The organism is Amycolatopsis sp. NPDC051106 (assembly GCF_040682775.1).
Lineage (GTDB): Bacteria > Actinomycetota > Actinomycetes > Mycobacteriales > Pseudonocardiaceae > Amycolatopsis.
Genome location: NZ_JBFBBQ010000017.1, coordinates 99670 through 126652 on the forward strand (window position 1 = coordinate 99670; position 26983 = coordinate 126652).

The 26983-nt window shown below is 71.1% G+C and carries 28 protein-coding genes; 9 read left to right on the forward strand and 19 right to left on the reverse strand.

From position 1 onward, the window contains the following. Positions 1–35 precede the first annotated feature (35 nt). Entirely contained in the window at positions 36–992 is a 957-nt protein-coding gene (locus tag AB0M83_RS16230; RefSeq protein ID WP_364517629.1) for a YafY family protein, read from the forward strand. 9 nt (positions 993–1001) lie between these two features. On the opposite strand, the gene AB0M83_RS16235 is transcribed toward AB0M83_RS16230, so the two are convergent. The 3 genes from AB0M83_RS16235 to lepB form a co-directional block, all read right to left on the reverse strand. Further along, positions 1002–2084: a winged helix DNA-binding domain-containing protein gene (locus tag AB0M83_RS16235; RefSeq protein ID WP_364517631.1), complete on the reverse strand. Its 1083-nt coding sequence runs from the start codon at positions 2082–2084 to the stop codon at positions 1002–1004. A gap of 132 nt (positions 2085–2216) precedes the next feature. After that, positions 2217–2849: a TetR/AcrR family transcriptional regulator gene (locus tag AB0M83_RS16240; RefSeq protein WP_364517633.1), complete on the reverse strand. Its 633-nt coding sequence runs from the start codon at positions 2847–2849 to the stop codon at positions 2217–2219. A 191-nt stretch (positions 2850–3040) separates the two neighbouring features. Further along, positions 3041–3994, reverse strand: a complete 954-nt coding sequence (gene lepB, locus AB0M83_RS16245) for a signal peptidase I (RefSeq protein WP_364517635.1) — start codon at positions 3992–3994, stop codon at positions 3041–3043. A gap of 180 nt (positions 3995–4174) precedes the next feature. Between lepB and AB0M83_RS16250 the strand changes: the two genes are divergently transcribed. Both AB0M83_RS16250 and AB0M83_RS16255 read left to right on the forward strand, forming a co-directional pair. Next, entirely contained in the window at positions 4175–4468 is a 294-nt protein-coding gene (locus AB0M83_RS16250; RefSeq protein ID WP_364517637.1) for a GNAT family N-acetyltransferase, read from the forward strand. Between the two features lie 53 nt (positions 4469–4521). Further along, positions 4522–5352 (forward strand): alpha/beta hydrolase, encoded by an 831-nt coding sequence (locus AB0M83_RS16255; protein WP_364517639.1) that lies wholly within the window; start codon positions 4522–4524, stop codon positions 5350–5352. Between the two features lie 28 nt (positions 5353–5380). On the opposite strand, the gene AB0M83_RS16260 is transcribed toward AB0M83_RS16255, so the two are convergent. Next, complete coding sequence (locus AB0M83_RS16260; RefSeq protein ID WP_364517641.1) at positions 5381–6361, reverse strand: helix-turn-helix domain-containing protein; 981 nt, start codon at positions 6359–6361, stop codon at positions 5381–5383. A gap of 121 nt (positions 6362–6482) precedes the next feature. On the opposite strand from AB0M83_RS16260, the gene AB0M83_RS16265 reads away from it, so the two are divergent. Beyond that, positions 6483–7412, forward strand: a complete 930-nt coding sequence (locus tag AB0M83_RS16265) for an NADP-dependent oxidoreductase (protein ID WP_364517694.1) — start codon at positions 6483–6485, stop codon at positions 7410–7412. Here AB0M83_RS16265 and AB0M83_RS16270 read toward each other — a convergent pair. Genes AB0M83_RS16270 through AB0M83_RS16295 form a run of 6 tightly spaced genes read right to left on the reverse strand, consistent with a single transcriptional unit; the run spans position 7399 to position 13528 of the window. Next, entirely contained in the window at positions 7399–8496 is a 1098-nt protein-coding gene (locus tag AB0M83_RS16270) for an alcohol dehydrogenase catalytic domain-containing protein (protein ID WP_364517642.1), read from the reverse strand. The two genes, AB0M83_RS16265 and AB0M83_RS16270, sit on opposite strands and share 14 nt — an antisense overlap. Further along, positions 8474–8962: a 2,4'-dihydroxyacetophenone dioxygenase family protein gene (locus AB0M83_RS16275; protein WP_364517644.1), complete on the reverse strand. Its 489-nt coding sequence runs from the start codon at positions 8960–8962 to the stop codon at positions 8474–8476. The genes AB0M83_RS16270 and AB0M83_RS16275 overlap by 23 nt, the downstream gene beginning before the upstream one ends. A gap of 11 nt (positions 8963–8973) precedes the next feature. Next, entirely contained in the window at positions 8974–9765 is a 792-nt protein-coding gene (locus tag AB0M83_RS16280) for an enoyl-CoA hydratase/isomerase family protein (RefSeq protein ID WP_364517646.1), read from the reverse strand. Between the two features lie 32 nt (positions 9766–9797). Further along, positions 9798–10667: an alpha/beta hydrolase gene (locus tag AB0M83_RS16285; protein WP_364517648.1), complete on the reverse strand. Its 870-nt coding sequence runs from the start codon at positions 10665–10667 to the stop codon at positions 9798–9800. Beyond that, positions 10664–11890, reverse strand: coding sequence for an alpha-hydroxy acid oxidase (locus AB0M83_RS16290; protein WP_364517696.1), 1227 nt, complete (start codon positions 11888–11890; stop codon positions 10664–10666). Before AB0M83_RS16290 ends, AB0M83_RS16285 begins: the two co-directional genes overlap by 4 nt. Before the next feature lie 45 nt (positions 11891–11935). After that, the gene (locus tag AB0M83_RS16295; protein ID WP_364517650.1) at positions 11936–13528 is read right to left on the reverse strand and encodes an AMP-binding protein; all 1593 of its coding nucleotides are present in this window, start codon (positions 13526–13528) and stop codon (positions 11936–11938) included. Between the two features lie 118 nt (positions 13529–13646). On the opposite strand from AB0M83_RS16295, the gene AB0M83_RS16300 reads away from it, so the two are divergent. Then, positions 13647–14807 carry a helix-turn-helix domain-containing protein gene (locus AB0M83_RS16300; protein ID WP_364517652.1) on the forward strand — a complete coding sequence of 387 codons (1161 nt, stop codon included), beginning with the start codon at positions 13647–13649 and terminating at the stop codon, positions 14805–14807. Between the two features lie 21 nt (positions 14808–14828). Here AB0M83_RS16300 and AB0M83_RS16305 read toward each other — a convergent pair whose 3' ends face one another. The 4 genes from AB0M83_RS16305 to AB0M83_RS16320 are packed head-to-tail and all read right to left on the reverse strand — an operon-like array spanning position 14829 to position 18173. Further along, on the reverse strand, positions 14829–16181 hold the full coding sequence (locus AB0M83_RS16305; protein ID WP_364517654.1) for an MFS transporter: 1353 nt from the start codon (positions 16179–16181) through the stop codon (positions 14829–14831). A 52-nt stretch (positions 16182–16233) separates the two neighbouring features. Beyond that, entirely contained in the window at positions 16234–17217 is a 984-nt protein-coding gene (locus AB0M83_RS16310) for a zinc-binding dehydrogenase (protein ID WP_364517656.1), read from the reverse strand. Further along, positions 17214–17729 carry a VOC family protein gene (locus AB0M83_RS16315; RefSeq protein WP_364517658.1) on the reverse strand — a complete coding sequence of 172 codons (516 nt, stop codon included), beginning with the start codon at positions 17727–17729 and terminating at the stop codon, positions 17214–17216. The genes AB0M83_RS16310 and AB0M83_RS16315 overlap by 4 nt, the downstream gene beginning before the upstream one ends. 18 nt (positions 17730–17747) lie before the next feature. Then, on the reverse strand, positions 17748–18173 hold the full coding sequence (locus AB0M83_RS16320; protein ID WP_364517660.1) for a nuclear transport factor 2 family protein: 426 nt from the start codon (positions 18171–18173) through the stop codon (positions 17748–17750). Between the two features lie 151 nt (positions 18174–18324). On the opposite strand from AB0M83_RS16320, the gene AB0M83_RS16325 reads away from it, so the two are divergent. The 3 genes from AB0M83_RS16325 to AB0M83_RS16335 all read left to right on the forward strand — a co-directional run bounded on the left by AB0M83_RS16325 (position 18325) and on the right by AB0M83_RS16335 (position 20778). After that, positions 18325–19296, forward strand: a complete 972-nt coding sequence (locus AB0M83_RS16325; protein ID WP_364517662.1) for an NADPH:quinone reductase — start codon at positions 18325–18327, stop codon at positions 19294–19296. A 478-nt stretch (positions 19297–19774) separates the two neighbouring features. Then, positions 19775–20134, forward strand: a complete 360-nt coding sequence (locus AB0M83_RS16330) for a beta/gamma crystallin domain-containing protein (protein WP_364517664.1) — start codon at positions 19775–19777, stop codon at positions 20132–20134. Between the two features lie 176 nt (positions 20135–20310). Further along, a complete protein-coding gene (locus tag AB0M83_RS16335; protein ID WP_364517666.1) occupies positions 20311–20778 on the forward strand; it encodes an Lrp/AsnC family transcriptional regulator in 468 nt (155 codons plus the stop codon). Between the two features lie 12 nt (positions 20779–20790). Here AB0M83_RS16335 and AB0M83_RS16340 read toward each other — a convergent pair whose 3' ends face one another. The 5 genes from AB0M83_RS16340 to AB0M83_RS16360 all read right to left on the reverse strand — a co-directional run bounded on the left by AB0M83_RS16340 (position 20791) and on the right by AB0M83_RS16360 (position 25609). Beyond that, on the reverse strand, positions 20791–21468 hold the full coding sequence (locus tag AB0M83_RS16340) for a response regulator transcription factor (protein ID WP_364517668.1): 678 nt from the start codon (positions 21466–21468) through the stop codon (positions 20791–20793). Then, a complete protein-coding gene (locus AB0M83_RS16345; RefSeq protein WP_364517670.1) occupies positions 21465–22766 on the reverse strand; it encodes a sensor histidine kinase in 1302 nt (433 codons plus the stop codon). Before AB0M83_RS16345 ends, AB0M83_RS16340 begins: the two co-directional genes overlap by 4 nt. A gap of 69 nt (positions 22767–22835) precedes the next feature. Next, positions 22836–23672 carry an ABC transporter permease gene (locus AB0M83_RS16350; RefSeq protein WP_364517672.1) on the reverse strand — a complete coding sequence of 279 codons (837 nt, stop codon included), beginning with the start codon at positions 23670–23672 and terminating at the stop codon, positions 22836–22838. Continuing rightward, positions 23669–24607 carry an ATP-binding cassette domain-containing protein gene (locus AB0M83_RS16355; protein ID WP_364517674.1) on the reverse strand — a complete coding sequence of 313 codons (939 nt, stop codon included), beginning with the start codon at positions 24605–24607 and terminating at the stop codon, positions 23669–23671. The genes AB0M83_RS16350 and AB0M83_RS16355 overlap by 4 nt, the downstream gene beginning before the upstream one ends. 141 nt (positions 24608–24748) lie before the next feature. Then, positions 24749–25609, reverse strand: a complete 861-nt coding sequence (locus tag AB0M83_RS16360) for an enoyl-CoA hydratase/isomerase family protein (protein WP_364517676.1) — start codon at positions 25607–25609, stop codon at positions 24749–24751. A 144-nt stretch (positions 25610–25753) separates the two neighbouring features. On the opposite strand from AB0M83_RS16360, the gene AB0M83_RS16365 reads away from it, so the two are divergent. Next, positions 25754–26728, forward strand: coding sequence for an AraC family transcriptional regulator (locus AB0M83_RS16365; protein ID WP_364517678.1), 975 nt, complete (start codon positions 25754–25756; stop codon positions 26726–26728). The last annotated feature ends 255 nt before the right edge of the window (positions 26729–26983 follow it).

The following is a 26983-nucleotide window of genomic DNA, read 5'->3' on the forward strand; positions in this document are numbered from 1 at the left end:
CGGAACTGTCCTCGATGTCTGGCACACTGCGTGCCATGTACGGCACTTCGGAACGCCTGCTCAGGCTGCTTTCCCTGCTGCAGGCGCGGCGCGACTGGCCGGGCGCGGACCTCGCGTCGCGGCTCGAGGTCGACGTCCGCACGATCCGCCGCGACATCGAGCGGCTGCGTTCCCTCGGCTACCCGGTGCACGCGACACCGGGCGTCGCCGGCGGCTACCGGCTCGGCGCGGGTGCCGCGCTGCCGCCGCTGCTGCTGGACGACGACGAGGCCGTCGCGGTCGCGGTCGGCCTGCGCACGGCGGCGAGCGGCACGGTCAGCGGCATCGAGGAGACGTCGGTGCGGGCGCTGGCGAAGCTCGAGCAGGTGCTGCCGGCCCGGTTGCGGCCGCGGGTGGGCGCGTTGCAGGCGGCGACGATGTCGCTGCCGGGCGGCGGCCCGACGGTCGACGCGTCGGTGCTGACCGTGATCGCGTCCGCCTGCCGCGACCACGAGCGGTTGCGGTTCCCCTACGGCGACCGCGCGGGCACGGAGACGGAACGGCAGGTCGAGCCGCTGCGTCTGGTCCACACCGGGCGGCGCTGGTACCTGGTGGCGTTCGACCTGGACCGCGCCGGCTGGCGCACGTTCCGCGTGGACCGCATCACGGGTGTGCCGGCCCCGAGCTTCCGGTTCACGCCGCGCGAACCCCCGGCGGAGGACCTGGCGGCGTACGTGTCGCACCAGATCTCGTCGGCGCCCTACCCGCACCAGTTCGTGCTGCGGGTGGCGGCGCCGGCGTCGGAGCTGTCCCGCCGGATCCCGCCGGCGAGCGGCGCGGTGGAGCCGATCGACGAGCGCAGCTGCCGGGTGCGGACCGGGGCGAACACCCTGGACACGGTCCCGTACTACCTGGCCCAGTGGGGCTACGACTTCGTGGTGGAGGAGGCGCCGCCGGGCCTGGTGGAGCGGCTGCGTGAGGTTGCCGAGCGCTTCGCCCGGGCGGTCGGCTGAAGGGCACCTTCAGCCCACCGTCGCCCGGTCACTTTCGCCGTCGCTCAAGAAGGACGCCACCTCGCGTCCCTCCGCCGCCACCTCGCGGCGTTCGGGTCCGGTCAGCTGCCGCAACGGGCGCACCACCACCTCCGCGGCCGTCACCGTCCAGGTCGCCGAGACCCGGCCGTCCACCAGGACCACCCGCTCGCCCGCGACCGACACCCCGCGGTGGGCGTCGTCGATGACGCGGGTCCGGTCGTCGTAGCCGAGGATCGCGTTGTCGAACGCCGGCAGGAACCGCACCGGGGCCGGCGTGTCCGGGTCGGGGCGGGGCGCGTCCGGCAGGTCGAGCAGCTCCCGGCCCCGCTCGTCGCGGAAGGCCACCAGTTCCTCGCGCACGGCCTTCACCGCCGCCGGCAGCCCGGCCAGGCCGGACCACGCGCGCAGGTCCGCGGTCGCCGCCGGCCCGAACGCGGCCAGGTACCGCTTCACCAGTGCCCGCCCGACCCCGTCGTCCGGGTCGAGCGGGTCGATCTCCCGGCCCAGCCACGCCGCGAGCGGCAGGTTCCGCACCCCGCCTTTGGTGCGCCACAGGCCCCGGGGCGGCAGCTGCGCCACCGGGATCAGCGCGGCGACGAGCATCTCGCCGAGCGGCCGCGGCCCGCACGCGGGCCACCGGTCGGCGACCGCCCGGGCCAGCTCGCCCATCGACCGGGGCTCGCCGTCGGCCAGCACCGCCCGGCCCGCCGCCGCGAGCTCGTCGAGGTCCACCCCTTCGAGCTCACGGCGGTAGGTGCCGAGGACGCGCTGGCGCAGCATGGCGTCGAACCGCGCCCGCCACGCGAGGACGTCCTCGGCGGTGAGCAGGTGGACGGTCCGGCGCATCAGGTGCGTCCGCACCAGGCGCCGCCCGGTGAGCAGGTCCGACAACGCGGCCGGGTCGAACGCGCGCAGCCGCGACCACAGCCCGGTGAACGGCTCCTGCGGCTCCTGCGCTTGGAGGCCGCCGAGGTGCGCGACGGCGTCGTGCACCGGCAGCGCGGCGCGCTCGAGCAGCAGCTGCCGGGCGAGCGTCGCGCGGTTGAGCGCCCGGGTGTCCAGCACCGTCACGTCGGCTTCCGGCCGTCGAGCGTCTCGCGGAGGAGGTGGGTCATGGGAACCACCATGTCAGGAGTAGCGGACAGGATGTGTCCGCTACTCGGGACAAGATCGAATTGGCTTTTCGCGTGGCCGACCGACCGCTTAGTCTGTGATCGGCGTCTCAGGCTGGGACGCGCCGAGCATCCGCAGCACGAGCCCGCCGTACTCCTTGCCGAGCGCGGTGGGCGTCTGACGCGCGCGTTCGGTGTACCAGCGAGCGACGTCGACGCCGAGGGAGAGCACGGCGCGGGCCGAGATGTGCGCGTCGGAAACGGTGAAGACGCCGGATTCGGCGCCCTCCGCGATGACCTCGCGGACGATCCGCTCGATGCGCCGCCGCAGCTCGGCGACGACCTCGAACTCCTGCTCGGGCAGGGCCTGCAGCTCGTACTGCACGACCCGGGCGACGGTGTGGCGCCGCGCGTGCCAGGCGACGAAGTCCTCGACGATGAGGCGGATCCGTTCGACCGGATCGGACGCCTTCGCGACGACGTTCTCCACCAGGGCGAGCGTCTGCTCGTGCCCGTACCGGCTGATGGCGAACAGCAGCGCGGCCTTGGACGGGAAGTGCACGTAGAGGGCGGCGGGACTCATCCCGGCGGCACCGGCGATGTCCCGCGTGGTGGTGGCGTGGTAGCCGCGCTTGGCGAAGGCTTCCACCCCGGCCAGCATCAGCCGCCGCGCGGTCTCGGGCTGCACATCCGGCCACAGTTCGGCCGACAGCGACATCGTCATCCGGTGATCCTCCCAGACCGCACCGCCCGGGATGGCCGGCTCCGGTCGCGTCCAGTCTAAGTGAGCGCTTTGTCCAGAAGGCTGGGGACGGATTCCCGAAATGGGGAGGTCATGCCAGGCAGGCTAGCCTCCGACGGTCGGAGCAGTGCCGGTGCCGGTCTGTGCGATGACGACGCCGACCAACCCGGTGATCAGCAGCGGTCACCGCGCCAGGGTTTCTGTCCGGCCGCCCGGCGCAGTCCGGACTTGAGCTTGCGCCCCAGGAACAACGCCGGCCAGGCCGCCGCGACGCCGGCCCCGAGCGGGATACCGCTCTGCCAGGCGGGCGCGCCGAGCGCCGCCGGCTGGGCGCCTTCTTGCGGGTTGTGGTCGGTGATCCCGCCCCACCGGCCCGGCGGCAGGACGATGATCCGCGCCTTGCCGATGATGTTGTCCACCGGGACCGCGCCGTTCACGCCGCCGCCACCCTGGAACCGGGAGTCTCTGGAGTTGTTGCGGTTGTCGCCCATGACCCAGACCGTCCCGGCGGGGACCTTGACCGGGTCGAAGGGCTGCTCCGTCTGGTTGGACGGGTCGTTCCAGTGGACGTACGGCTCGTCGAGTCCCTTGCCGTCCACGACGACCCGGCCGTGGGTGTCGCAGCACTGGACCGTCTGGCCGCCGGTCGCGATCACGCGCTTGACGAAGTCGCGCTCGTCCGGCGGGGCGAACCCGACCAGCGAACCGAGACCACGCAGGCCCTCGGCGACGATGTTGCTCGACTCCTGCGGCGGGATCTCGTTGTCCCACGCCGGCGGGCCTTTGAACACGATCACGTCGCCCGGGGAGGGTTCGGTGAAGTCGTAGGTGACGCGGTCGACCAGGATCCGGTCGCCGGTGCACCCGGGGCACCCGTGCAGGGTGGCTTCCATGGATCCCGAGGGGATCATGAAGACCTTCGCGAGGAATGTCTGGATCAGGATCGTGAGCACCAGGGCGATCACGAGCAGGATCGGCAGTTCCTTCCAGAACGACCGTTTCTTGGCGGGTTTGGCTCGCCGCCGCCGGGATCCCCCGCGCTCCTCGGAGCGGGACCGCCTGGGCTGGTCCTCCTCGGAGCGATCGGGGTCATCCTCGGAAGCGTTCTGGGACACGGGTTCGGCCACGTCGCCAAGCTACCGGTAACCGGGTAGTGGCTCAGTTGGCCGAGCGGGCGTAGGCGGCTATGTCGTCGGGCCGGCCCGTGCCGGGAGTGATCTGCGAGAGGGCCTTGGCCACGCTTGACACATTAACAAAGTTCAGGCACTGTGGGCGACAGTGGGTCTTAACTTAGTTCAGGAGCGTATGTGGTGCAGCACCCGGCGAAGCGACCGGTTGTGGCGCTCTGCGCCTGCTCGGCCGAAGTCAAGCGGATGTACGTGACGCCGCAGGCACGCGGCACCGGAGTGGCCACCCGTATCCTCCGGGCACTGGAGGACCATGCCCGACGGCACGGGATCAGTGCGCTTGTGCTGTCGACCGGCGTGAAGCAGCCCGACGCGATCCGGTTCTACGAACGCGAGGGCTACCAACGGTTCGACGGATATGGGCCGTACGTCGGTGAGCCGCTGGCCAGGTGCTTCACCCGTCAGCTCCGCTGAAGGGCCTGCGAGGCACCGTTCAGCGGAATGCCCGGTACAACGAGAGGTGTTCAGTGGATCGATTCGACGTGCATGTCGGCGGAACGAAAATCGCCTACCTGAAAAGCCCGGCCGACGACGACGCTCGGGCGGTTGTGTTCGTGCACGGCAATTCCTCGTCAGCCGGCACGTGGCTCCCGCTTCTGACCGGTGATTTCGGACGGCGGTTCCGCTGCTTCGCGCTGGATTTGCCGGGGCATGGGCACTCCGGCCCGGCTCGTGATCTTGCCGATTACTCACTGCCGGGATACGTGGCCGTACTCACCGGTTTCATGCGGGAGCTCGAGATCGCCGATGCGGTCGTCGTCGGTTGGAGTCTGGGCGGGCAGATCGCCATGGAGGCAGCGCCCGAGCTGCCCGATGCGGCCGGCTTCGTCGTTTTCGGTGCTCCGCCTGTCGCGACGCCGGCACAACTGGCAGAGGCGTTCTTGCCGAGCCCGGCCATGGCCGCGCTGTTCAGCGACCAGGTCTCCGAGCCCGAGGCGAAGTCGGTCGCCGGGTGCTTCGTCGCGGCCGGCTCGTCGTTCGATGTCGGAGGGTTCGTCTCCGACATTCTCGGCACGGACGGTGCGGCCCGCGCGGGACTCGGAGCCAGCCTCGGCGCGGGCCGTTTCGCGGATGAGATCGCGATCGTTTCGGCTCTGGAGCAACCTCTGGCTGTCGTGCACGGCGAGGCCGAACAACTGGTGAGCCTCGCTTACCTGCGCAAGCTGGACTTTCCCGCGCTGTGGCGTGGCGAGGTGCAGGTGATTCCCGGTGTCGGCCACGCATTGCACCAGGAGGCACCGCAAAAGTTCGCCGCCCTGTTGAGAGAGTTCGTCGGTGAGGCTGTTCAGTTCGGGTGACACGCGACCGGCCGGGCACAAGCTGGTTTTACCCGGTCGCCCCCGGAGCCGGGGCCGACGCGCGGAAGGTGCGCCGGTAGGTCGACGGCGCGACCCCCGCCTCCGCCGCCAGGTGCCGACGTAGCGACGTGGCGGTGGCGAAGCCGACCTCGTGGGCGACGCGGTCCACCGGGAGGTCGCTGGACTCCAGCAGGTGCCGCGCCCGCCGCAGGCGGTGCTGGGTCAGCCAGCGACCGGGACTCATGCCGGTCTCCTCCCGGAAGCGCCGGGCGAAGGTGCGGGTGCTCATCGCCGCGTGGGTGGCCAGTTCTTTCAGCGACAGCGGCGTTTCGAGGCGCTGCAGCGCCCAGTCACGCGTCGGCCCGGTGCCGGTCGCGCTCGCCGGCGGCACGTGCTGTTCGATGTACTGCGCCTGCCCGCCGTCCCGGTACGGTGCCGTGACGCACTGGCGGGCGACCTGGTTGGCCACCTCGCTGCCGTGGTCCTGGCGCACCAGGTGCAGGCAGACGTCGATCCCACTCGCCGCCCCGGCCGAGGTCAGCACGTCGCCGTCGTCGACGAACAGCACGCCGGCATCGAGCTCGACCCGCGGGAACAGGTCCCGGAAGCAGTCGGCCAGCGCCCAGTGGGTGGTGGCCCGCCGCCCGTCCAGCAGACCGGCCGCCGCCAGCAGGAAGGCACCGGTGCAGATGGACACCAGCCGGGTCCCGGGGCGCACGCGGGACAGGGCCGCGACGGCCCGCGGGTCCGGGGCGGCGGCCGAGGCGGGGGAGAGCGCGTACGGCGGGATGACGAGGGTGTCCGCCTCGGGCAGTACCTCGGGACCGTGCCCGGGCGTGACGGTCAGGTCCGCGTCGGTGCGCACGGGCTGCCCGTCCACGCCGGCGGTCACTACCTCGTAGCGGCCACCGGCCGATCCCAGGACTCGGTGCGGGATACCGAGTTCGAAGGGGTAGACGCCGTCGAGGGCGAGGACGACGACTTTGTGGGCGGCAGAGTCGGAGGGCATGGCAAGAACGTATCGGAAGATGACCTTCTTGCCATCGTCCCGGATCGGGGCACCCGCCCAGGATGACGACATGACTTCGACAGACACCGCCGGACACCCCGGCTCCACGAGCACCCCGACGATGCTCGCCCTGCACCAAACCGCTCTTGGTGGCCCCGAGGTCCTGCGGCTGACCGAACTCGCGCGGCCCGCGCCCGGCCCGGGAGAGATCCTGGTCGCCGTACACGCGGCCGGACTCAACCCCACGGACTTCAAACACCGCGCTCACCCCATTTTCCTGCCGCCACCGCCGATGACGCTGGGGTGGGACGTCTCCGGCACCGTGGTGGAGACCGGTGTCGGCGTCACCCTGTTCCGGGCTGGTGACGAGGTGTTCGGCATGCTGCCTTACCCCCACGGCGCCGGTGCCCACGCGGAGTACGTGACCGGTCCCACCCGCGCCTTCACGGCCAAGCCCGCCGGGATCGGCCACGTCCAGGCGGCCGCGCTGCCGCTGGCCGCGCTCACCGCCTGGCAGGCGCTCGTCGACACCGCGGACCTGCGGGCGGGGCAACGGGTGCTGATCCACGCCGCGGCCGGCGGTGTCGGTCATCTCGCGGTGCAGATCGCCAAGGGGCGCGGCGCGCACGTCACCGGGACCGCGAGTGCCGCCAAACACGACTTCCTGCGCGAGATCGGCGTGGATGCCTGCATCGACTACCGCAGTGAGGACTTCACCGACACCGGACAGCGGTATGACGTCGTCCTCGACGCCCTCGGCGGCGAAACCGCGACCCGTTCGGTGGGTGTGCTCCGTCCCGGTGGGGTCCTGGTGTCCCTGGTGCCGGTCGCCGAAGACACCCAGGCCGCCGCGGAGAAGGCGCAGGTCCGCGCCGTGACCCTGCTCGTCGAGCACGATCAGGCCGGAATCCGCGCTGTAGCCCGGCTCGCTGACCGGGGAAAGCTCCGTGCGCGGGTCTCCGGCACCTTCCCCCTCGCCGAAGGCGCCCGGGCTCACGCCCTGGGAGAGACCGGCCACACCACGGGCAAACTGGTCATCACCGTGCGCTGACGCCGAGGTTCTTCGCCGGTCCGTCCTCGGCGCCGGCCGTCCGCAGCAGCACCTTGATGGGTGCGTCGGCGGCCTGCGCGAGCTCGAACGCCTCCGCGACCGACTCCAGCGGCAGCACCGCGACGGGGAGCCGGTCGAGGCCGAGCTCGTCGCCGGCCAGGAGCGAGACCGCCTCGGCGAAGTCACGGCGGCTGTACACCCGGGCGCCGATGATCCGCTGCTCGGCGAAGCAGAGGGCCCGCAGGTCGACGGGCGGGGGCGTCTTGTAGACCGCCACCAGCACGATCGAGCCGGTCTCGCGCGCGGCGGCCGGGAGGACCGCGGCGACCGCGGGGTGGCCGGCCGCGTCGAACACGACGTCCGCGCCCTCACCGTCGTTCGTCGAACGGAACCAGGCCACCGGGTCGAGGCAGGCGGGTGCGATCTCGAAGCCGCACCGTTCGGCCGTGGCCCGCCGGGCGGGTTTCGGCTCGACGACGACGACCCGCGCCGCACCGTTTCGCCGGGCGACCAGGGCGGTGAGGATGCCGATCGGCCCGCCGCCGAAGACGAGGACCGTCGCCCCGGCGGCCGGCTCGGCCCGGCCGACCGCGTGCACGGCGACGGCGAGCGGCTCGGCCCACGCCGCCAGCCGGGCCTCGACCCGCGGGGCGACGGGCAGGACCCGGTCGACGGGCACCGCGACGAACTCGGCCAGCCCACCCGGGGCGTCGATTCCGTACAGCTCCAGGTTGCGGCACACGTGCCGGGCCCCGTCGCGGCAGGCCCGGCAGCGATCGCAGGCGATCAGCGGCTCGACGGCCACCCGGGTGCCGGCGGGCGGGCCGCCGCCCGCTGACGGCCGCTCGACCGTCCCGACGATCTCGTGCCCGAGGATCAGCGGCGCCTCGGCACGGGGATGGGCGCCGGCGAGGATCGCCAGGTCGGTCCCGCAGATCCCGCCGTACTCGACGCGGACCAGGACATCGCCGTCCTTCGCCAGGGGACGCTCGACGTCGCGCACGGCCACCGCGCCCGGCCCGGTCCACACCGCGGCCCGCATCAGGGCCGGGCGCACCGGCTCAGCGCCGGAACTGGTCGACATAGCCGGCTCCGAGGCCGTTGGCCGCGTAGTGGGCACGGCACATGTCCAGCTTGGTGAAGGCGTCCTCGTAGCCGATCTGCACGCCGTCGTCGTCGAGGTAGATCATCGCGCCGCTGATGTTGAAGAACGTGATCATCTCGGTGCAGTGCTCCGGAACCCGGAGGGTGTGGATCTCGCCGGGCGGCTCGTAGACGAACCCGCCCTCGCGCGCGGTCCACTCGTGCTCGTCGTACTTCCACTCGCCCTTGAGCACGTAGCCGACGACGATGCCGGGATGGCGGTGCCGGGACACGATGCCCGACCTCGTCACCTTGAGCAGGTTGCACCACTGGCCGGTCACGGTGTTGATGAAGAGGGGCCGGAAGAAGACGCCGGGTGCCTGGGGAACCCAGACCCGGTCGTCGTCCGGGACGGCGCCGACGGCGATCTCGAGGGGGATGTCGGTCGAGACGGTGATCGGGTGCATGGCGGGACCTCCTAGTAGCGGTGGGAGCCGACGGCCCCGGGGAACTCCGGTTCGGACTTGCCGCGCACCGCGGCGATGCCTGCCTCGGCGTCGGGGAGGGTCATGCTGTGCGCCTCCATGTAGAGCGAGTGCTCGAAGATCCCGATGTTGTGCAGGTACCAGTCGTTCAGCGCCGCCTTGGTGGCCTGGATGGCGAACTGCGGACCCCGGGCGAGCCGCACCGCGATGTCGTTCGCGGTGGGCATCAGCTCCTCGTGGGGCACGCACTTACCCACCAGCCCGATCTCGGCGGCCTCCCGGCCGTCGATCCGGTCGCACAGCAGCAGGTGGTACTTCGAGCGGGCCAGCCCGATCGCCAGCGGCCAGACGAGCGCGGCGTGGTCGCCGGCGACGAGGCCCAGCTTGATGTGGCCGTCCATGAGGATCGCCCGCTCGCTGGCGATGCTGATGTCGGCGAGCAGCGCGATGGCCAGGCCACCGCCGACCGCGACCCCGTTGATCGCGGAGACGATCGGCTTCCGGCAGGCGATCATGTTGCGCACCAGCGCCCGGCCGTCGCGGGTGTCGACGCCCGCGGGACCGTTGCCCGCATCGAGGTCACCACCCGCGCTGAACGCCCGGCCCGCCCCGGTGATCAGGGCGACGTTCATGTCGGGGTCGTCGTCGAACTCCCGCCAGATCCGCCCCTGCTCGCCGTGCCCGATCTCGCCGGACGCGTTCAGCTTCTCCGGCCGGTTCATGGTGATGCGCAGGACCCGGTCGGCACCGGGCTCGACCTTGAGGAATTCGTAGTCGTCGTACATCTGCTGCTTCCCGTCGTCGATGGAGAGGTGCCTTACGTCGCGACCGCGGCGATCGCCTCGGCGAACACGTCCGGTGCTTCCACGGGCACGAAGTGGCCGGACCCCGGCACGGGCACCACCGTCACGTCCGAGAAGAACGCGTCGAGCCGGTCGGACCACGTGCGGGGGAAGAGCGGGTCGTGGTCCGGCCACAGGAACGTCGTCGGGACGGCGACCCGGTCGGCGGGATCCGGCTCGGTCTCGGCGAGCGCGCGGGCGACCAGTCCGCTCCCGGCGCGGTACCAGCCGATCGACGCGACGAACGCCCCGGGAGCGCCGTAGGCGGCGGCGAGGTGGTCGAGCCGCTCGTCGTCGACGGTGTGGTCCGGGCCGGACCAGTGCGACCAGAAGTGCTTCAGGTAGGCGCGGGCGCGGCGCACGTCGCCGTCGATCAGTTCGCGGGCGAGTTCGAGCTGGTGGAACGACTGGTACCAGAACTCGCGAATCGGCTCTTCGGCGAGGACCCGTCGTCCCGCACCCGGAGCCGGCGGGGTGATCACCAGGGCGCGCACCAGGTCCGGCCGGTCGACGGCGAGCTGGAGGCCGACGCGGCCGCCGATGTCGTAACCACCGACCACGGCCGCCGAGATCCCCAGCTCGTCGAGCAGCCCGGCCACGCTCTTCGCTTGGCCGGGTGCGCCGTAGTACCCGGCGGGATCCCGGTCGTGCTTGTCGGACTCCCCGAACCCCCGCAGGTCGGGTACGACGACGTCGTGGCCGAGGCCGGCGAGGCGGGCGGCCACGGCCGCGTGGTCGGTCCGGTCACCCGGCCAGCCGTGCACCAGCAGGACGGGAGAGCCGGCCGGGTCACCATGCCGGTCGTAGGCGAGGCGGAAGCCGTCTGTGGGCTGGGACAGCATCATCGTCCGGTCGATTCGCTCAGCGTGACGTGACGGCCGGGGAGCTCGGCCAGCTCCGCGACCCCGAGCAGGCGGAGCGTGCGGGTCAGCTCGGTGCGCAGGATGCTCAACGCCCGGTCCACGCCGCGCTCGCCGCCCGCCATAAGCCCGTAGAGGTAGGCCCGGCCCACCAGGACGCCGTCCGCCCCGAGGGCGATCGCCGCGGCGATGTCCGCGCCGGACCGGACGCCGCCGTCGACGAAGACCTCGACCCGGTCGCCGACGGCCGCGCGAACCTCCGGCAGCACCCGCAACGGCGTCGCCGCCCGGTCCAGCTGCCGCCCGCCGTGGTTGGAGACGACCACGGCGTCGGCTCCGGCCTCGACCACCTTGCGGGCGTCCTCGACGGTCTGGATCCCTTTCACCACCAGCGAATGGGGCCAGGCGGCACGCAGCCAGTGGAGGTCGTCGATGCCCGCGCTGGGGTCGAACAAGCTGTCGGCGAGCTCGGCGGCCGTGCCCTTCCAGGAGCCGAACGAGGCGAACTTCAGCGGGTCGGTGGTCAGCAGATTCGCCCACCAGCGCGGATGGAGCGCGATGTCGGCGAGCGTTCGGGGGCCGAGCATCGGTGGGATGGTGAGGCCGTTGCGCATGTCCCGCAGCCGGGCGCCCGAAACCGGGGTGTCGACGGTCAGCACCAGGGTGTCGTAGCCGGCGGCCAGTGCTCGTTCGACGAGGTCTTTCCCCGCCGCCCGATCGCGCCAGAGGTACAGCTGGAACCATTTCCGGCCAAGGGGTTCGGCAGCGGCGAGGTCCTCGACGGAGGTCGTGCCCATTGTGGACAGCGTGTAGGGGATGCCCGCCCGGGCGGCGGCGCGGGCCACGGCCACCTCCCCTTCGTGGTGCATCATCCTGGTGTACCCCGTCGGCGCGAGCACGACGGGAAGCTCCGACTTCTTGCCGAGCAGAACGCGGTCGAGCGCGACCCGGGAGACGTCGCGCAACACCGCCGGGTGGAAGTGGACGTCCCGGTAGGCAGCCCGCGCACGGGCCATGCTGACCTCCGACTCGGCGCCGCCGTCGACGTAGTCGAACACGGCGCGGGGAACGCGCCGCCAGGCGATCGCGCGGAGGTCCCCGAGGGTGTGAGCGCGGGCGAGGCGGTGCTCCGTCGTCGGCGGGGCGAAGGCTCGCAGGTCGATCACCTCGGTCAGGTCTGACCACTGTGGACGACGACGCCGTCGGATCGGCTCGGTTGGCATGGTGGTCTCCTTCGGGGTTCGGCGGCGGCGTCAGATGTGCCGGTCGACGCCACGCCAGTACGGCTCGCGCACGCGGTTCTTGAGCACTTTCCCGTTCGGGCTGCGCGGAAGTTCCCGGACGAGGTCGATGCGCTTCGGAGCCCGGATGCCACCCAGCCGTTCGCGGCACCAGGCGAGCAGCTCCTCGGGGGTGGCGTCGGCCTCCGGCCGCAGCTCCACCACGCCGGTCACCGCTTCGCCCCAGTCCGGATGCGGAATGCCGACGACGGCGCAGTCACCCACCGCCGGATGGCTCCACAGGACCTGTTCCACCTCGCTCGGGTAGACGTTGAACCCACCCGAAATGATCAGGTCCTTCTTCCGGTCGGTGATGTACAAGTAGCCGTCGTCGTCGAGGTGGCCGATGTCGCCGGTGTGCAGCCAGCCGTCGACCACCGTCTCGGCCGTCTGCTCGGGCTGGGCGTAGTAGCCCGCCATGACCGTGTCCCCCCGCACGCAGATCTCGCCCGCCGTCCCCCGGGGCACGACATCGCCCTTGCCGTCGCGGATCTCGAAGGACAGGAGCGGGGTCGGCCGGCCGCACGAAGCGAGCCGGGTCTCGTTGAGGCTGCCGTCCGATTCGAAGAGTTCCGCGCAGCGCATCAACGAAATCGTTCCCGGCGACTCCGTCTGGCCGTATGCGGCCGTCATCACCGGCCCGTAGACGTCGATGGCCTGCCTGAGCCGCTCGACCGACATCGGGGCGGAGGCGTAGATCAGGTAGCGCAGCGACGAGAAGTCGCGTTCCTGGCCCGCCAGGTGGTCGAGCCAGCGGTAGATCACCGTCGGGGGCAGGAACATCTCGGTGATCCCGTACTGCTCGATCACGTCGGCGAGCACCGTGTGGTCGGCCTTCTCCAGTACCACGACCGTGCCACCCCGTGCGGTCGCCGGCAGGCTGAGGAGCCCGCTGGTGTGGGTCATCGGCGCCGCCGCGAGGTTGACGATCGGCTGGTGAGCCTCGTAGTTCAGCAGCATCAGCAGGTGCGCGGTGGACGTGTGGAAGTTGCGGTGGCTGCTCATCACGCCCTTGGGCCTGCCCGTTGTCCCACCGGTCGGCGAAATCGCGACGATGTCGTCGATCGCGGTGTGCACCTCCGGGGGTTCGGCCGGGCAGGCGGCGCACCAGCGGTGCAGTTCGGGGCCGTCCGCCGGCTCCCGGTCGAGGCAGACGGCCAGCCGGAGCGCAGGCGACTTGGCCCGGAGCGACTCCACCACGCTTGCCATGGACGAGTGGTAGAAGATGGCTTCACAGTCGAAGGCCGCGGCGAGCTCCGCCGTCTCGTCCGGCGGCATGGCGGGGTTCAGCGGCACCCACACCATCCCGGCGCGCCAGCTGCCGAGCACGCAGATCCAGGCTTCCGGGTGGTTCGGCGACAGGACAGCGACCTTCGCGCCCGGCTTCAGCGCGGTGCTCAACCCCTGTGCCACCCGGCAGGACAGGGCGTACGCCTCGCGGTAGGTCCACTGGCGGTCGCCCATGATGTACGCCGGACCTTCAGGGTTCTGGCGAAACCCTCGATCGAAGAACTCGGTGATCCTCACACCTGACGTCCCTTCGCTGTGGCGGGGTGCGCTGTGCACCGACGTCTCGATCGTCCAATGTGGCCGCCACCGCTGCTACGGCGAGCGCCCCAACCGTCGGCGGCGACGATTGGACGTCGCTACAACGTCTGGCACACTGCGGTGACAGGAGGCCGGTTTGAAGCAACCAGCATTGCGCGCCGATGTCGCCGCGCAATCGTTCCGCGACGCCGTGGCAAGGCTGATGGACGATGTCGGCGAACTCGTCGCGCGAACGGTCGAGGACGGCGACGAGCAACGGCCGCCCTACGCGGTGGTGCCGCGAAGCGCCATCGAGGCGTCGGTCCGGATGAACCTCGAGACCGTGCGCAACTCACTGCTCGCCGGCTCGCCCGTCGTCGACGACCGTGATGTGGAGGCGCTGACCATCCGGGTCGACGAGCGCCTCGGGCAGGGCCTCGGGGTCGAGGACGGGATCCAGGGCTGGCGCAAGTCCATCAGCGTCATCCAGGAACGGTTCCTCGAGATCGCGGCCGAACAAGGCGTCGACGCCGTCGTGGTGCTCGATGCCGTTCGCGTGCTCTGGCAGCTGAGCGACCTGATGACGAACCAGATGGCCGCGCTCTTCCGGAGCCGGCAGCTCACCGGCGCCCTGCGGCGTTCCCAGCTGCGCGCCGAGTTCCTCGAGAAGGTCCTCGCCGGGAGGCTGCCGGCTTCCGAGGTGCACGCGCGGGCGGAGGAGCTCGGCCTGGACACCACCATCGACTACCTGACGGTGAAAGCCGGCACCGCGCAGGGCGCGTCGGTGGAGGCCCTGCGACGTCGCCTGGAATCGCGGGCGGGCGACCTGGTCGTGGTCGCCGACGGGTACTGCTTCGGATTGCTGTCCGGTCCCGTCGACGTACTGGCACCCGAGGACGTCGTCGCGCTCGGCCCCGCGGCACCGTTGCCCGAGGCCGCAGCCTCGTTCGACCTGGCGGAACGCGTCTACGACTGGATGGGGCGACACGGCGTTCGCGGCCGGCGCAGGATCGAGGATATCGGCTGGCGGCTCGCGGTGGACTGGGACGAGGCCGTCACCTCACTCCTGCTTCGCCGCTACCGGGCGCCGCTCGACTCGATGGGCGAGTTCGGCGCGCTCATCTGGCGCAGCATCCGCGCCTACGTGAGCGCGGACAAGAACGTGGCTCGCGCGGCCGAGGCACTGGTCGTCCACCAGAACACCCTCCGCTACCGGCTCGCGCGCTTCACGGAGATCACCGGGGCGAACCTGGATTCCACCGATACGTTGCTCGAAGTGGCCTGGGCCCTCGCTGCGGACCCGGACGAGCCGGCCTGAACCGCCCGGGTCCGCCCGCCGTCACGGCTTCGCGTCGTCGGCCCCGACGGCGACGGGTTGATCCGTCGCGGCGGCCACTCTCGCCCGTGCCGTGCGCCGGACGATCGCCGCGGCGCACCAGCCGGACAGCAGGACGACCACCGAGAGGCCGATGCTGAGCAGCGTCGGGCCGTTCGGCAACGTCGCGACCAGGGTGGCGGCGAACGGCGTCAGACCGCCGATGACGACCCCGAGCTGCATTCCCAGCGACACGCCCGAATAGCTGACCTTCGTGGCGAAGGCCTCGGCGAGCATCACGGGGTACACGCCGGTGATGACGGCCCAGCCGATGCCGAAGAGCAGCAGGTAAGCGCAGATCACCAGCGCGGGGGAGCCGCTCCCGATCATGGGGAAGAAGAACAGCACGGAGATCGCGATGACCACCGCGCCCGCGAGGTACGTGGGCAGCCTGCCGAAACGGTCGGACAGGGCGCCCGCGGCGGGGACGAGGGCCAGGTGCAGCGCGCCGCTGAGGATGATCCCGAGCAACGGCAACGAGGCGGGGACCCCGTGCTCGCGTGCGTAGGCCAGGCTGTACACGACGGTGATGTACGAGGCCACCGCCTGGCCTGCCTGCACGCCGCCGGCCAGCAGGATCTGGACCGGGTGGGTGCGGAGGACCTCGCGGAGCGGGGAGGCCGGCACCTGGTCGTTCGCCTTGTTCCGCTCGAAGTCCGGGGTTTCGGCCAGCCCGGACCTGATCAGGAGTCCGATGAGGACCAGGAGACCGCCCGCCCAGAACGGGATGCGCCAGCCCCACGCCTGCACCGCCGCGGGGTCCATCATGTTGCTGACGGCGAGGAACGCGAGGTTGCCGAGGACCAGGCCGACGGACACGCCCGTTCCTGGAAGTGACGCGAACAGCCCTCGGCGCCCCTCGGTGGCGTGCTCGGCGACGAGCAGGACTGCCCCGGCTTGTTCGCCGGCGAAGGCGAACCCCTGAGCGAGCCGGAGCACGACGAGCAGCGCCGCTCCCCAGTAGCCGATCGAGCCGTGTCCGGGCAGGCAGCCGATCAGCACGGTCGACACACCCATGATGAGCATCGTCATGACGAGGACGTTCTTGCGCCCGAGCCGGTCACCGAGGTGGCCGAAGACGATCCCGCCGAGCGGGCGGGCGAGGAAGCCGACGCCGAAGGTGCCGAACGACGCCAGCGCACCCAGCGTCGGATCGACGGAGGGGAAGAAGACCGGTCCGAAGACCAGGGCCGAGGCCAGCCCGTAGATGGCGAAGTCGTAGTACTCGAGGATCGACCCACCCAAGCTCGCGGCGGCCGCCCGCCGCGTTTGCTTCAGAGCCGGGGCGGGGGATGTCCCTCGCTGATCTGTTGCCATGACCGTACTCCTTTGTGCGGATGGGCGGAGGTCGTGCGGGACGGCCTCGGAACTACTGCTTCTCGGCGGTGACCCGGATGACGACCTTCCCGACGACGGTGCCGGTGGACAGGGAGCCTTGGGCCGCCTCGGTCTGGTGCCAGGGGACGACCCGGTCGATGACCGGGCGCAGGGTCGTGAGGTCCAGGTCCCGGACCTGCTGGTAGAGCTCGGCCAGCTCGGCCGGGGTGCGGGTGCGGAACGTGACCCCGCGGAGGGTGAGCTGCTTCAGCGAGAACGCCTCCAGATCCGCCGTCGCCTCCGCACCCGCGGCCCGCCCGACGTTGACGATCCGGCCTTTGGTCGCCGCCGCGGCGACCAGGCCGGGGAAGTAGCTCCCGCCGACGTGGTCCACGGCGACGTGGGCGCCGGTCCCCCCGGTCGCGTCGAGCACGCGGTCCGCGAAGCCGGGCCCCGCGCTGTGCAGGACGAGGTCGGCGCCGAGGCGGTGCAGGACGTCGTCCGCGCGGTCCGATCGCGCCACGGCGATGATCCGGCCGGCGCCGAGGTGCCGTGCGAGCTGTACGCCCTGCAGGCCCATGCCCGAGGTGGCCCCGGTGATGACGACGTTCTCGCCGGCACGCAGGCCGTCGGCCGCGGCCAGCGCGCTGCATTCGGTCAGCAGGCCGACGATCGCGGCCGCGCCCTCCTCGTCGGACCACTCCGGCGGGACCGGGACGGTGAACCGCGCGTCGGTGACCACCTGCTCGGCCAGGCTGCTGGGCACCATGGCCATCACCCGGTCACCGGCCCGCACGCCGGTGACGCCGGCGCCGACCTCGGTGACCTCCCCGGCGGCGTCCAGGCCCGCCACCCACGCGACGCCGTCCGCCGGCGGCTTGCCGTACCCGCCCTGGGGCACGAACTGGTCGGCGTAGTTGACGGAGACGGCGCGGACGGAGATCCGGACCTGGCCGGGGCCGAGACCCGGTTCCGGGACGTCGCCGAGGGCCAGCGTCGCGCCGTCGGCGTGCCGGTGGATCAGCACGGCCTTCACCGCGGCGTCCCGGTGACCTCGGACAGGAGGGCCGCCAGGTCGCGGACGGGCTCGGTGCCGTCCCAGCCCTCGGCGGCGTGCGCGATCGCGTCGAACAGCGCACGCTTGTCCGCCCCCCGCTCGGAAATCTCGATGGCGGTGCCGTCGGGGGATCCGCGGTCGAAGTAGGCGAACCGGCTGTCGGGCTTGCCGGGAAGCGACGTGCCGCGGTGGAGCTCGACGTACCCGCGGGCCAGCGCGGCCGCCACCCCGGCGTCGAAGTCCTCGGTCCAGAAAGCGACGTGGTGCAGGCCCTCGCCGAACTTGCCGACGAAGGTGTGGAAGAACGACGGCGAGTCGTCGCGCAGCTGGACGAGCTCGATCTGCACGCCACCGGACTGCGCCAGTGCGCCGTTGTCCTCCAGGTAGTAGAACGGCCCCACGCCCGGGCCATCGAGCCACTGGCGCATGGCCGCGTGGATGTCCGTGACGATGTAGCCGAGTTGCCGGATCGGGCCGAAGGGCGTGGTCATGGGTCTCCTCCGCGCGGGTCAGATGATCGGGTTCACGAGCCGGTGGGTGAGCGTCCAGCGGCCGCCCGGCCCGCGCCGCACCGTGTCGGTGAACTCGCCGACGCTCAGCCGTCCACCCGAGCGGAAGGTCACCACCTTGGAGCGGCAGGTCGCCGTGCCCGGCCCCGCCGGCTGGACGGACATGGTGGACAGGTGGTGGCTCACCGCGGGGTCGGCCGAGTTCTCGAGCGTGTCGACGAGCTCCGCCAGGCTGTGGAGGTGCGTCTTCCCGGGGTTCTCGTACCGGACGTCGTCGGCCAGCAGTCCGCTCAGCCGTTCGGTGTAGCCGCCGCCGCCGCCGCCGCTGTCGAAGGCGAACGCGATCTCGGCGATCAGGTGCTGGATGGCGAGGATTTCGCGCTCGGTCAGCGGATCGGTCGCTACCGGGGTGTCGGTCCTACTCACAATGGCTCCTGCTGACCTCGTTGGCTGAGCAGTTCTGGTATGACGGTGCTCACTCTTGGCCACCCGGGCAGGGAGGGGTATGGCGGTGCGACCAACTCTGCCGCACCGGGGTTGTGCCGCGCTCCAACCAGGACTGGGCACGATGGGATGCATGAGAGCAGCTGTTTATCGGACCACCGGGCCGGCCCGGGACGTGCTCGAGCTCGTCGAGCTGGACGTGCCCGCACCCCGGGCGGGCGAGGTCCGCGTCGCGATCTCGGCCTCCGGCGTGAACCCCACGGACTGGAAGGCCCGCGCCGGGCTCACCGGCCGCGCTCCCGGCGATTTCCAGGTGCCGCACCACGACGGCGCCGGCCGGGTGGATGCCCTCGGCCCGGGGGTGACCGGGCTCGCCGTCGGTCAACGCGTGTGGCTCTACCTCGCCGCGGCCGAGAACCCGTACGGCACGGCCGCGGAGTTCGCGGTGGTACCGGCGGACAAAGTGGTCCCGCTCGCCGACAACGCGTCGGACGAGCTCGGCGCCTGCCTCGGCGTGCCGGCACTCACCGCGGCGTATTGCCTCGGTGGTGATCCCGGCGCGGTACGAGGGCGGACGGTCCTGGTCGCGGGAGGTGCGGGAGCCGTCGGGCACTTCGCCATCGAGCTGGCGAAGCACGCGGGAGCCCGGGTGATCACGACGGTCAGCTCCGAGGAAAAGGGCGCGCTGGCGCGTGCCGCGGGAGCCGACCTCGTGCTGAACTACCGCGAGGAGAACGTCGCGAAACGGATCCTGGAATCCGTCGGACCCGTCGACCGGGTCGTCGAGGTCGCGCTGGGGACGAACATCGAAACCGACGCCGCCGTCCTCGCACCCAATGCCACGATCGCGGTGTACGCCGGGGAAGGGGAGCAGCCCAGAATTCCGATCCTGCCCTTGGCGGTGGCGAACGCGACGATTCGGTTCGCGTTGATGTACACCGTCTCTCCGGATGATTTCCAGGGGTTGTTGTCCTGGGTGGCGGCCGCCATCGAGGCGGACGCATTGTCCGCGCTGCCCGTCTCCGACTTTCGCCTCGACGACATAGTCGCGGCGCAGGAAGCCGTGGAGAAGGGTGCGGTCGGCAAGGTGCTCGTCCGCCCCTGAGCGCCGATCCCAGTCGCCTGCCTCCGCCGATCGGCGTGCAGCGAAGGGTCCCTTCCTCACATGTGACGTGCGGAAAGGACCCTTCGCTGCGTCTGGTGAGACGAAGGGCCCCTTCAGCTCGGCGCGACCGGACGAGGGTGGCGAGCTCGCGGTCGAGGCTCTCGGCCAAGCCGAAGCAGCCACATCGCGCAGACGCCGACCGGCTGGAGCAGGAGGAACGCCAGGTCGACCACCATGAGCGACGGCGACGGCGCTTGACACTTTAACAACGTTCAGGCATGCTGGGTCGCGGTGGTTCTTTAACTTAGTTAGAGGCATTATCAACGCTCGTCCCGGTGGGCATCACGCATTGTTTCCTGTGCGAGCTATGCGTCCGTGTTCACTTGGTGGTGACGATCAAGAGTCCGCCGATCCCTTGACGTCCGGGCCGCGAAATGCGGGTCGGTGCACGTCGAAATCAGTAGTGAAGAAAGGGAATATGATGAAGAAGGGCAAATTCGTCAGCGCGGCCGCTGCCGCGGCCGCGCTGGGGGCGATCCTGCTGCCGGCTCCGGCCGCTTCGGCCGCGCAGGTCAGCTGTGGTGATCCCAATTTCGTCAGGGTCACCTACCACACCACCGCACCCATTGCTCAGCAGTACTCCTGTTTCGCCGGCGCGGGCTGGAATTCGTTCAAGGGCGACGTCGGCTTCACCAGCTGGATGGACGACATCCACACCGGTAACAACGACGTCACCTTCCGGGACTGCAACGGTGCGCTGGTCGATGTGCCCAGGGGGCGTGACGTCCATTTCGCCACCGCTCGCTGCCTGCGTGACGTCGGCATCAAGCCGTACTGATCCAGCGAGGACTCGACGCCGGTTTTGGTGCGCTCGGCGCACCAGAACCGGCATTGGCCACCCTGAGGTCGGCTCGGCAGACGATCTGTTCGCTTCATACGGCGAATATCCACCAAACACCCGCTAAGGCGCACTTGAGCCTGAGGTATGTTCGGAACATGATCGAAAATTCGAACATGGATCGGGTCGATCGGCAGCTCGTGCGCGAACTCCAGCAGGACGCCCGCATCCCCATGCGCGACCTCGCCGAGATCGTGGGGGTGGCCGCCTCCACCTGTTCCGAACGCATCCGCCGGCTGCGCTCACGCGGCCTGATCACCGGTTTCCACGCCGACGTCGACCTCGCGTCACTGGGCCGGTCGGTGCAGGCGATGGTCTTCGCGCAGATCCGCCCGCTGACCCGCGCCCTGATCAGCCGGTTCCACGACGAGGCGCTGGCCATGCCCGAGGTCATGGCGGTGTTCGTGCTCGCGGGCGGCGACGACTTCCTGTTGCACGTGGGGGTCGGTGACGTGGCCCAGTTGCACGGCTTCCTGGTCGACAAGCTCAGCAGCCGCAAGGAAATCGTGCAGTTCCGCAGCTCGATCATCTTCTCCCACGGCGAGAAGCGGGCGCTGGAAGACCTGACGCCCGCCACGCCGTAGCCCCGGAAGCGGTCAGCCGGGTGGATTCGGCCGGGTCAGGCCGAGGTCGTAGGCGAGGATCACGGCCTGAACGCGGTCGCGGGCACCGACTTTCGCGAGCACGCGGCCGACGTGGGTCTTGACCGTCGATTCGGACAGGACGAGGCGCTCGGCGATCTCCTTGTTGGTCCAGCCTTGCCCGATCGCCTGCAGGATGTCGCGTTCCCGCGCCGTCAAGTTCAGCCAGCGAGGGTCCGCGAGCGGCTCCGAAGTGGCCGTGCCATCGGGAAGCCGGTCGGCGTAGGTGTCGAGGAGCCGCCGGGTCAGGGCCGGGGCGATGACGGCGTCGCCGACGGAGACGGCCCTGATGCCGGCGAGCAGTTCCTCGGGGCGGGTGTCTTTGAGGAGGAACCCGCTGGCTCCCGCGCGAAGCGCGGCGTAGGCGTATTCGTCGAGGTCGAAAGTGGTCAGGACGAGGATGCGGGAGCGGCCGCCGGTGGCGAGGATCCGGCGGGTGGCTTCGATGCCGTCCATGCCGGGCATGCGGATGTCCATCAGGACGACGTCGGGCCGCAGTTCCGCGGTCCGGCGCACGGCTTCGGCACCGTTGGCCGCTTCGCCGACGACTTCGGTGTCCGGCGTCGCGTCCAGCAGCATGCGGAAACCGAAGCGCTGCAACGGCTGGTCGTCGGCGATGAGGATGGTGGTCACGGCGCTCCGTCCGGCGGCGCGATGTCGAGAACGGCGGACACGACCCACCCGCCACCGGGTGCGGGACCCGCGTCGACGGTGCCACCGTACAACGCGGCGCGTTCCCGCATCCCGGCCAGTCCGTGACCCTGTTCCGTCGCGGGCCGAGGCGGCGTGGCGGCGTCGGCGCGTCCGTCGTCCCGGACCCGGATGCGCAGATTGGGGCCTTCGGCGGCGACCGAGACGTCGATCCGGGTGTGCGGGCCGGCGTGGTTGAGGGTGTTCGTGAACGCTTCCTGGACGATGCGGTAGGCCATGAGCTGCACTCCCGGGTCGAGGTGGTCCAGCTCGCCCGCGGAGCGGTAGACGACCTCCGGGCCGGCCGCGCGGATCCGCGCGCACAACGCGTCCAGGTCGGCGATGCCCGGCTGGGGCTCGAGCTCGGCTCCGTCCGCTTCTTCGCGCAGCACGCCCAGCATGCGCCGCAGTTCGCCGAGGGCTTGGCGTCCGGCGTCGCCCACCAGCCGCAGTGCTTCCTTGCTTCGCTCCGGGGCGACGTCGGCCGCGTAGGCGCCGCCGTCGGCGAGCGTGATCATGACCGACAGGTTGTGGCCGATGATGTCGTGCATCTCGCGGGCCACGCGGACGCGCTCGGTGGCGGTCGCCAGCCGGCTGCGCTGGTCGCGTTCGATCTCCAGGCGCACCGCGCGATCGCGCAGGCTGGCGAGCTGAGCCCGGCGGATGCGGACGGCCAGTCCCAGCGCCACGGCCGCGGTGACCGCGGTGAGCAGGAAGAACAGCGCTTCCCAAAAGGACACGACGCCGGAAACCCGCGCGGCCACGGGAAGGAGCGAGGCGACCGCGGCCGCACAGGCCCACGGCAGGTGCCGCAGCCGCCCGTGCAGGGTCACGCTGTAAAGCGCCACGAGCAGGGCGACGTCGGCGCGCAGGAAGACGCCGAGCGACGACTGGACGAGGAAAGCGGCCGCCGTCAGGGCCAGCGCGACGGACGGCGCCCGCCGCCGCCACAGCAAGGGCAGCAGGAGGCCGGCCTGGAGCGCGAGGGTGCCCGCCGCCGGCAGGGGGCCGGCCATGCGCAGCAGCTCTTCCGGGCCGCGGTCTTCGTCGTGCGGAACGAGGTCGGGCAGGCAGAACAGCACGAACAGCGCGGCCACGACGGCGAGGTCGAACACCCACGGGCGCCGCCGGTCCGCCTGCCGGGCCCACGGGCCGAGCCGGGCCAGCCGGGTGACCAGCGGGTGCGCCGGCAGCGCGGCGGTCCACGACGGGAGCGTCGCGGCCTGATCGTCCTCGCGCACGTGCCTCACCTGTCCATCGTGGCGGAAGAACGCCGGTGCGGTACCGGAGCACCGCACCGGCGACCCGGCTCAGGCGTCCGACCGCGCCAGCCGGTACGCGGCTCCGCCCAGGAGCAGCACGGTCCAGCCGAGGAAGACCAGCAACCCGGCGGCCGGCGACAGGCTGGTGGCGTCGTGGGTCAGGGCGAACATCGACTGGCCCGCGTTGCTCGGCAGGTACGGGCTGATGTCGTCCTGCCAGGAAGCCGGCAGCAGCGAGATCAGGCCGGGGATCAGCATGAGTGCCGCGACGAGGACCGAGATACCGCCGGCGACCGAACGCAGCAGCGCTCCCAGCGCGACCCCGAGCACGCCGATCAGGCCCAGGTAGAGACCCGCGCCCAGCAGGCTGCGCACGACACCCGGGTGCGACAGCGTCATCGCCGCGGGCGTCGCGGACACGATGCCGCTGCTGATGACGAAGGTGACGAACACACCGGCCGTGCCGACGAGCAGCGCGACGACGCCGTACACCGCGGACTTGGACCACAGCACGGGCAGCCGGCGCGGCACCCCGGTCAGCGTGGAGCGGATCATGCCGGTCGAGTATTCGCCGGCGGTGACGAGCACGCCCAGCACGCCGAGCGCCAGTTGCGCGAAGTTCGTGCCGAAGAGGGACAGGCTGAGGGCGGTGGCGTTGGCGAAGTCTTCGTCGAGCGGCTGGCCGGAACCGACGCTGGACTGGTACCGCGCGGCGGAGATCAGTCCGAAGCCCACCAGGAACACCAGGCCGAGGCCGAGGGTGATCCAGGTGGAGCGCAGCGACCAGAGCTTCGTCCACTCCGAACGCAGGACGTTGAGCCCGGTGACGCGGTAGGCCGGACGAGCGGCGCGGGTGGGGACGGCGGGTGTGGTCAGGGTGCTCATGCCGCGCTCCCGAGAGTCTCGAGTCCGGCCGTGACACCGTGGTACTCGACGGCGTCGCGGGTCAGGTCCATGAAGGCCTCCTCCAGGGAGACCGTCCGTGCGGAAAGCTCGGACAGGGCGATGCCGTGTTCGGCGGCCTTCAGCCCGATGGTGCGGGCCGAGAGGCCGCTGACCTGCAGTTCTTCGGATCCGGTGCGACCGACGATCTCGACACCGGGGCCGGCCAGGACGTCGCGCAGCCGGCCCGGCTCGGCCGTGGCCACGTGCACGGCGTCGCCGCCCGCGCTCCGGACGAGGTCGTGCACGGTCGTGTCGGCGAGCAGCCGCCCCCGGCCGACGACGATCAGGTGCTCCGCGACGAGCGCCATCTCGCTCATGAGGTGCGAGGACACGAACACCGTCCGGCCGTCGGCGGCGAGCTCGGTGAGCAAGGTGCGGATCCAGAGCACCCCCTCGGGATCCAGGCCGTTGACCGGCTCGTCGAGCATGATCGTCGCGGGGTCGCCCAGCAGGGCGGCGGCGATCCCCAGCCGCTGGCCCATGCCGAGCGAGAAGTTCCCGACGCGTTTCTTCGCCACGGACTGCAACCCGGCCAGCTCGATCACCTCATCGACGCGCCGGCGCGAGATGCCGTGGGTCTGGGCTTGCGCGAGCAGGTGGTCGTGGGCCGACCGGCCCGGGTGCACCGACTTCGCCTCGAGCAGGACCCCGACCTCCTGCAGCGGGGCGCGGTGCTCGGCGTAGCGGCGGCCGTTGACCTTGACGGAGCCCGCGGTCGGGGCGTCGAGCCCGACGATCAGCCGCATCGTGGTCGACTTGCCCGCGCCGTTGGGGCCGAGGAATCCGGTGACGCTGCCCGGGCGGACGGTGAAGTCCAAGCCGTCCACGGCGGTCTTCACCCCGTATCGCTTCGTCAGCTGGCGTGCTTCGATCATGGCTTGTCCCCTGGGATTCCGGACCGGACAGCCCGGTCCGTTCACCCGTCACGCTAGGGGCGGGGCCGAGGCGAAACGTGGTACCGGGGGAGGGAATCCGGTCCCGCCCGTAGTACCACGGTACGACGGCCGGAAGCCGGGTTACAGGCTGTCGACCAGCCCCTCGAGATCCCGCTCGCCTTCCCGGGTCTGCACGCCCGCTGCCAGCTGCTTGCGGGCGACCTCGACCATGTCCTCGGTGAACAGTGAGTACAGGAAGTCGTTTTCGACGACGTAGGCCGCGTCGGGGGCGGGCGGGGCCGCGGCCCTGACGGTGGCCTTGATCGCGGCGACGACCTCGGGGCGCACTCCCGCCATCCGGCGGGCCAGGGCGTCGACGAAGGCGTCGATCTCGTCGGCGGGCAGCGCCCGGTTCACCAGGCCGTAGCGCTCGGCCACTTCGGCGCCGACGAGCTGGCCGCCGATGAGCAGTTCCAGGGCCCGGGCCGGGCCGAGCAGCCGGGTCATGTTCACCGTGCCGCCGCCCCCGGGAAGGATCGCCAGGGTGGACTCGGGCTGGGCCTGGCCCGATTTGCCGATCGCGGCGAACCGCATGTCGAGGGACATCAGGAACTCGTTGCCGGCGCCCCGGGCGAACCCGGCCACCTTGCCGATGGTGACCTGCGGGAGGTCGCGGATCTCCAGGCTCAAGGCCTGCAGGATGTTCAGGCCGTCGGGGAGCACGGCCCCCGGTGCGGCGTCGATCGCGGCCTGGGTGGCGGCGGGCAGGGCGTCCGGATCGGTGACGTAGGCCATGTCGCCGTGAGCGCTGAAGAACTCCGGATCGGCGCTCTGGAACACGATCACCCGGACGTCCGCGTCGGTACGCACCTGGTGCACGAACCCCCGCAGCGACGGCAGCAGCACGCCGTCCATCAGGTTGAGCGGTGGATGGTCGAGGGACACGGTGGCGACGCCGTCCGCGACGGTGATCTCGAGACCGGTCCAGCTGCGGTAGTCCATGGTGGCTCCTTTTCGGATGGTGCCGGATGTTCGTCCGGTACCAAGACCATATGGAGCAAAGCGTGAGGCGAACCATGCCCGGAAGTCGCAGATGATTGATCGGCTGTCTCATCGACGGCAGAGGTGAGTGCTAGCGTCGTCGACATGGATCCACTGGCCGACGCCCTGGCGATCTCCGGCGTCAAAGGCGCCCTGAGCACCCGGGTCGAAGCAGGCGGCCGCTGGGCGATCGCCCTGGACGACTACCCCGGGACGGCCTTGCACGCCGTGACCGCAGGGCGTGCCTGGCTCACGGTGGCCGGCCGCGAACCGGTGGAACTGGCGGCCGGCGACGTGGTCCTGCTGCCTTCCGACACCCCGCACGGCCTCACCGACGACCCCGCGAACCGGCGCGACCGGTGCGAGCAGGTGGTCGCTCGCGGGCGCGGTACCGGCGAGGTGATCAGCCTCGGCGCCCAGCCCGCGACCACCCGGATCGTGACCATCCACTACGACAGCGACCCGGCCGCGCTCACTCAGATCCTGGCGGTGCTCCCCGGTCTCGTGCACGTCCGGGCCGAGGCGGGGACGCCCGGGCTGACCGACACGGTGCGCATGCTCGCCCGCGAACTCGCCCAACCGCAGCTCGCCACGTCGGCGGTGCTGAAGAGCCTCATCGACATCGTGCTCGTGCAGATGCTGCGCGCCTGGCTCGCGGTGAACCCTCCCGAGTGCTTCGGCACCTGGCTGGGCGCCCTCTACGACCCCGTCATCGGGCAAGCCCTGCAGCACCTGCACGCGGATCCGGCCATTCCCTGGACGACCTCGATGCTCGCGGACGCCATCTCGGTCTCCCGTGCGACTCTCGCCCGCCGGTTCCCGGCCGCGACGGGATACACCCCCGCGGCGTACCTGGCGAACTGGCGCATGGATCTGGCCGCCGTGCGGTTGCGCGACAGTCACGACTCCCTCGAGACGATCGCCGAGGCGGTCGGTTACGGGTCGGTGCCGGCGTTCACCCGCGCCTTCACCCGGGCCCACGGACGCACGCCCGGGCGCTACCGCAGCGAGACCCGCGGCCACAGCGGTACGGCCTTCCGGGTGGAGACGCCCGCCCCGTCGAGCCTGGCGATCAGTTAGGAGGCGTTCGTGCCGCCATGGCCGGCGACGCCAGGGTCCCGTCAAAGTCCTGGTGGTGCCCGGTGGGCTGAAGGGGACGTTCGTCGCATCTGGTGAGCTATGGCGAGTCGCGATGCACCCAATGTGGCGTTCGGTGCGTGGGACGCACCCAACGCCACATTGAGGTTTTCTCAGTAGGGCTGAGTGGGGTGCGTGTTATCCCCAGATCAGACGTGGGGCCACTGGTAGGACTGAGTTTGCGAAGACCAAGCCCAC

Coding starts and splice junctions, on each gene's coding strand:
- AB0M83_RS16230 (WP_364517629.1), top strand. CDS start 36: ATGTACGGCACTTCGGAACGCCTGCTCAGGCTGCTTTCCCTGCTGCAG.
- AB0M83_RS16240 (WP_364517633.1), bottom strand. CDS start 2,849: ATGACGATGTCGCTGTCGGCCGAACTGTGGCCGGATGTGCAGCCCGAG.
- AB0M83_RS16260 (WP_364517641.1), bottom strand. CDS start 6,361: ATGCCCTCCGACTCTGCCGCCCACAAAGTCGTCGTCCTCGCCCTCGAC.
- AB0M83_RS16265 (WP_364517694.1), top strand. CDS start 6,483: ATGCTCGCCCTGCACCAAACCGCTCTTGGTGGCCCCGAGGTCCTGCGG.
- AB0M83_RS16270 (WP_364517642.1), bottom strand. CDS start 8,496: ATGTCGACCAGTTCCGGCGCTGAGCCGGTGCGCCCGGCCCTGATGCGG.
- AB0M83_RS16275 (WP_364517644.1), bottom strand. CDS start 8,962: ATGCACCCGATCACCGTCTCGACCGACATCCCCCTCGAGATCGCCGTC.
- AB0M83_RS16280 (WP_364517646.1), bottom strand. CDS start 9,765: ATGTACGACGACTACGAATTCCTCAAGGTCGAGCCCGGTGCCGACCGG.
- AB0M83_RS16285 (WP_364517648.1), bottom strand. CDS start 10,667: ATGATGCTGTCCCAGCCCACAGACGGCTTCCGCCTCGCCTACGACCGG.
- AB0M83_RS16305 (WP_364517654.1), bottom strand. CDS start 16,181: ATGGCAACAGATCAGCGAGGGACATCCCCCGCCCCGGCTCTGAAGCAA.
- AB0M83_RS16315 (WP_364517658.1), bottom strand. CDS start 17,729: ATGACCACGCCCTTCGGCCCGATCCGGCAACTCGGCTACATCGTCACG.
- AB0M83_RS16325 (WP_364517662.1), top strand. CDS start 18,325: ATGAGAGCAGCTGTTTATCGGACCACCGGGCCGGCCCGGGACGTGCTC.
- AB0M83_RS16330 (WP_364517664.1), top strand. CDS start 19,775: ATGATGAAGAAGGGCAAATTCGTCAGCGCGGCCGCTGCCGCGGCCGCG.
- AB0M83_RS16335 (WP_364517666.1), top strand. CDS start 20,311: ATGGATCGGGTCGATCGGCAGCTCGTGCGCGAACTCCAGCAGGACGCC.
- AB0M83_RS16350 (WP_364517672.1), bottom strand. CDS start 23,672: ATGAGCACCCTGACCACACCCGCCGTCCCCACCCGCGCCGCTCGTCCG.
- AB0M83_RS16355 (WP_364517674.1), bottom strand. CDS start 24,607: ATGATCGAAGCACGCCAGCTGACGAAGCGATACGGGGTGAAGACCGCC.
- AB0M83_RS16360 (WP_364517676.1), bottom strand. CDS start 25,609: ATGGACTACCGCAGCTGGACCGGTCTCGAGATCACCGTCGCGGACGGC.
- AB0M83_RS16365 (WP_364517678.1), top strand. CDS start 25,754: ATGGATCCACTGGCCGACGCCCTGGCGATCTCCGGCGTCAAAGGCGCC.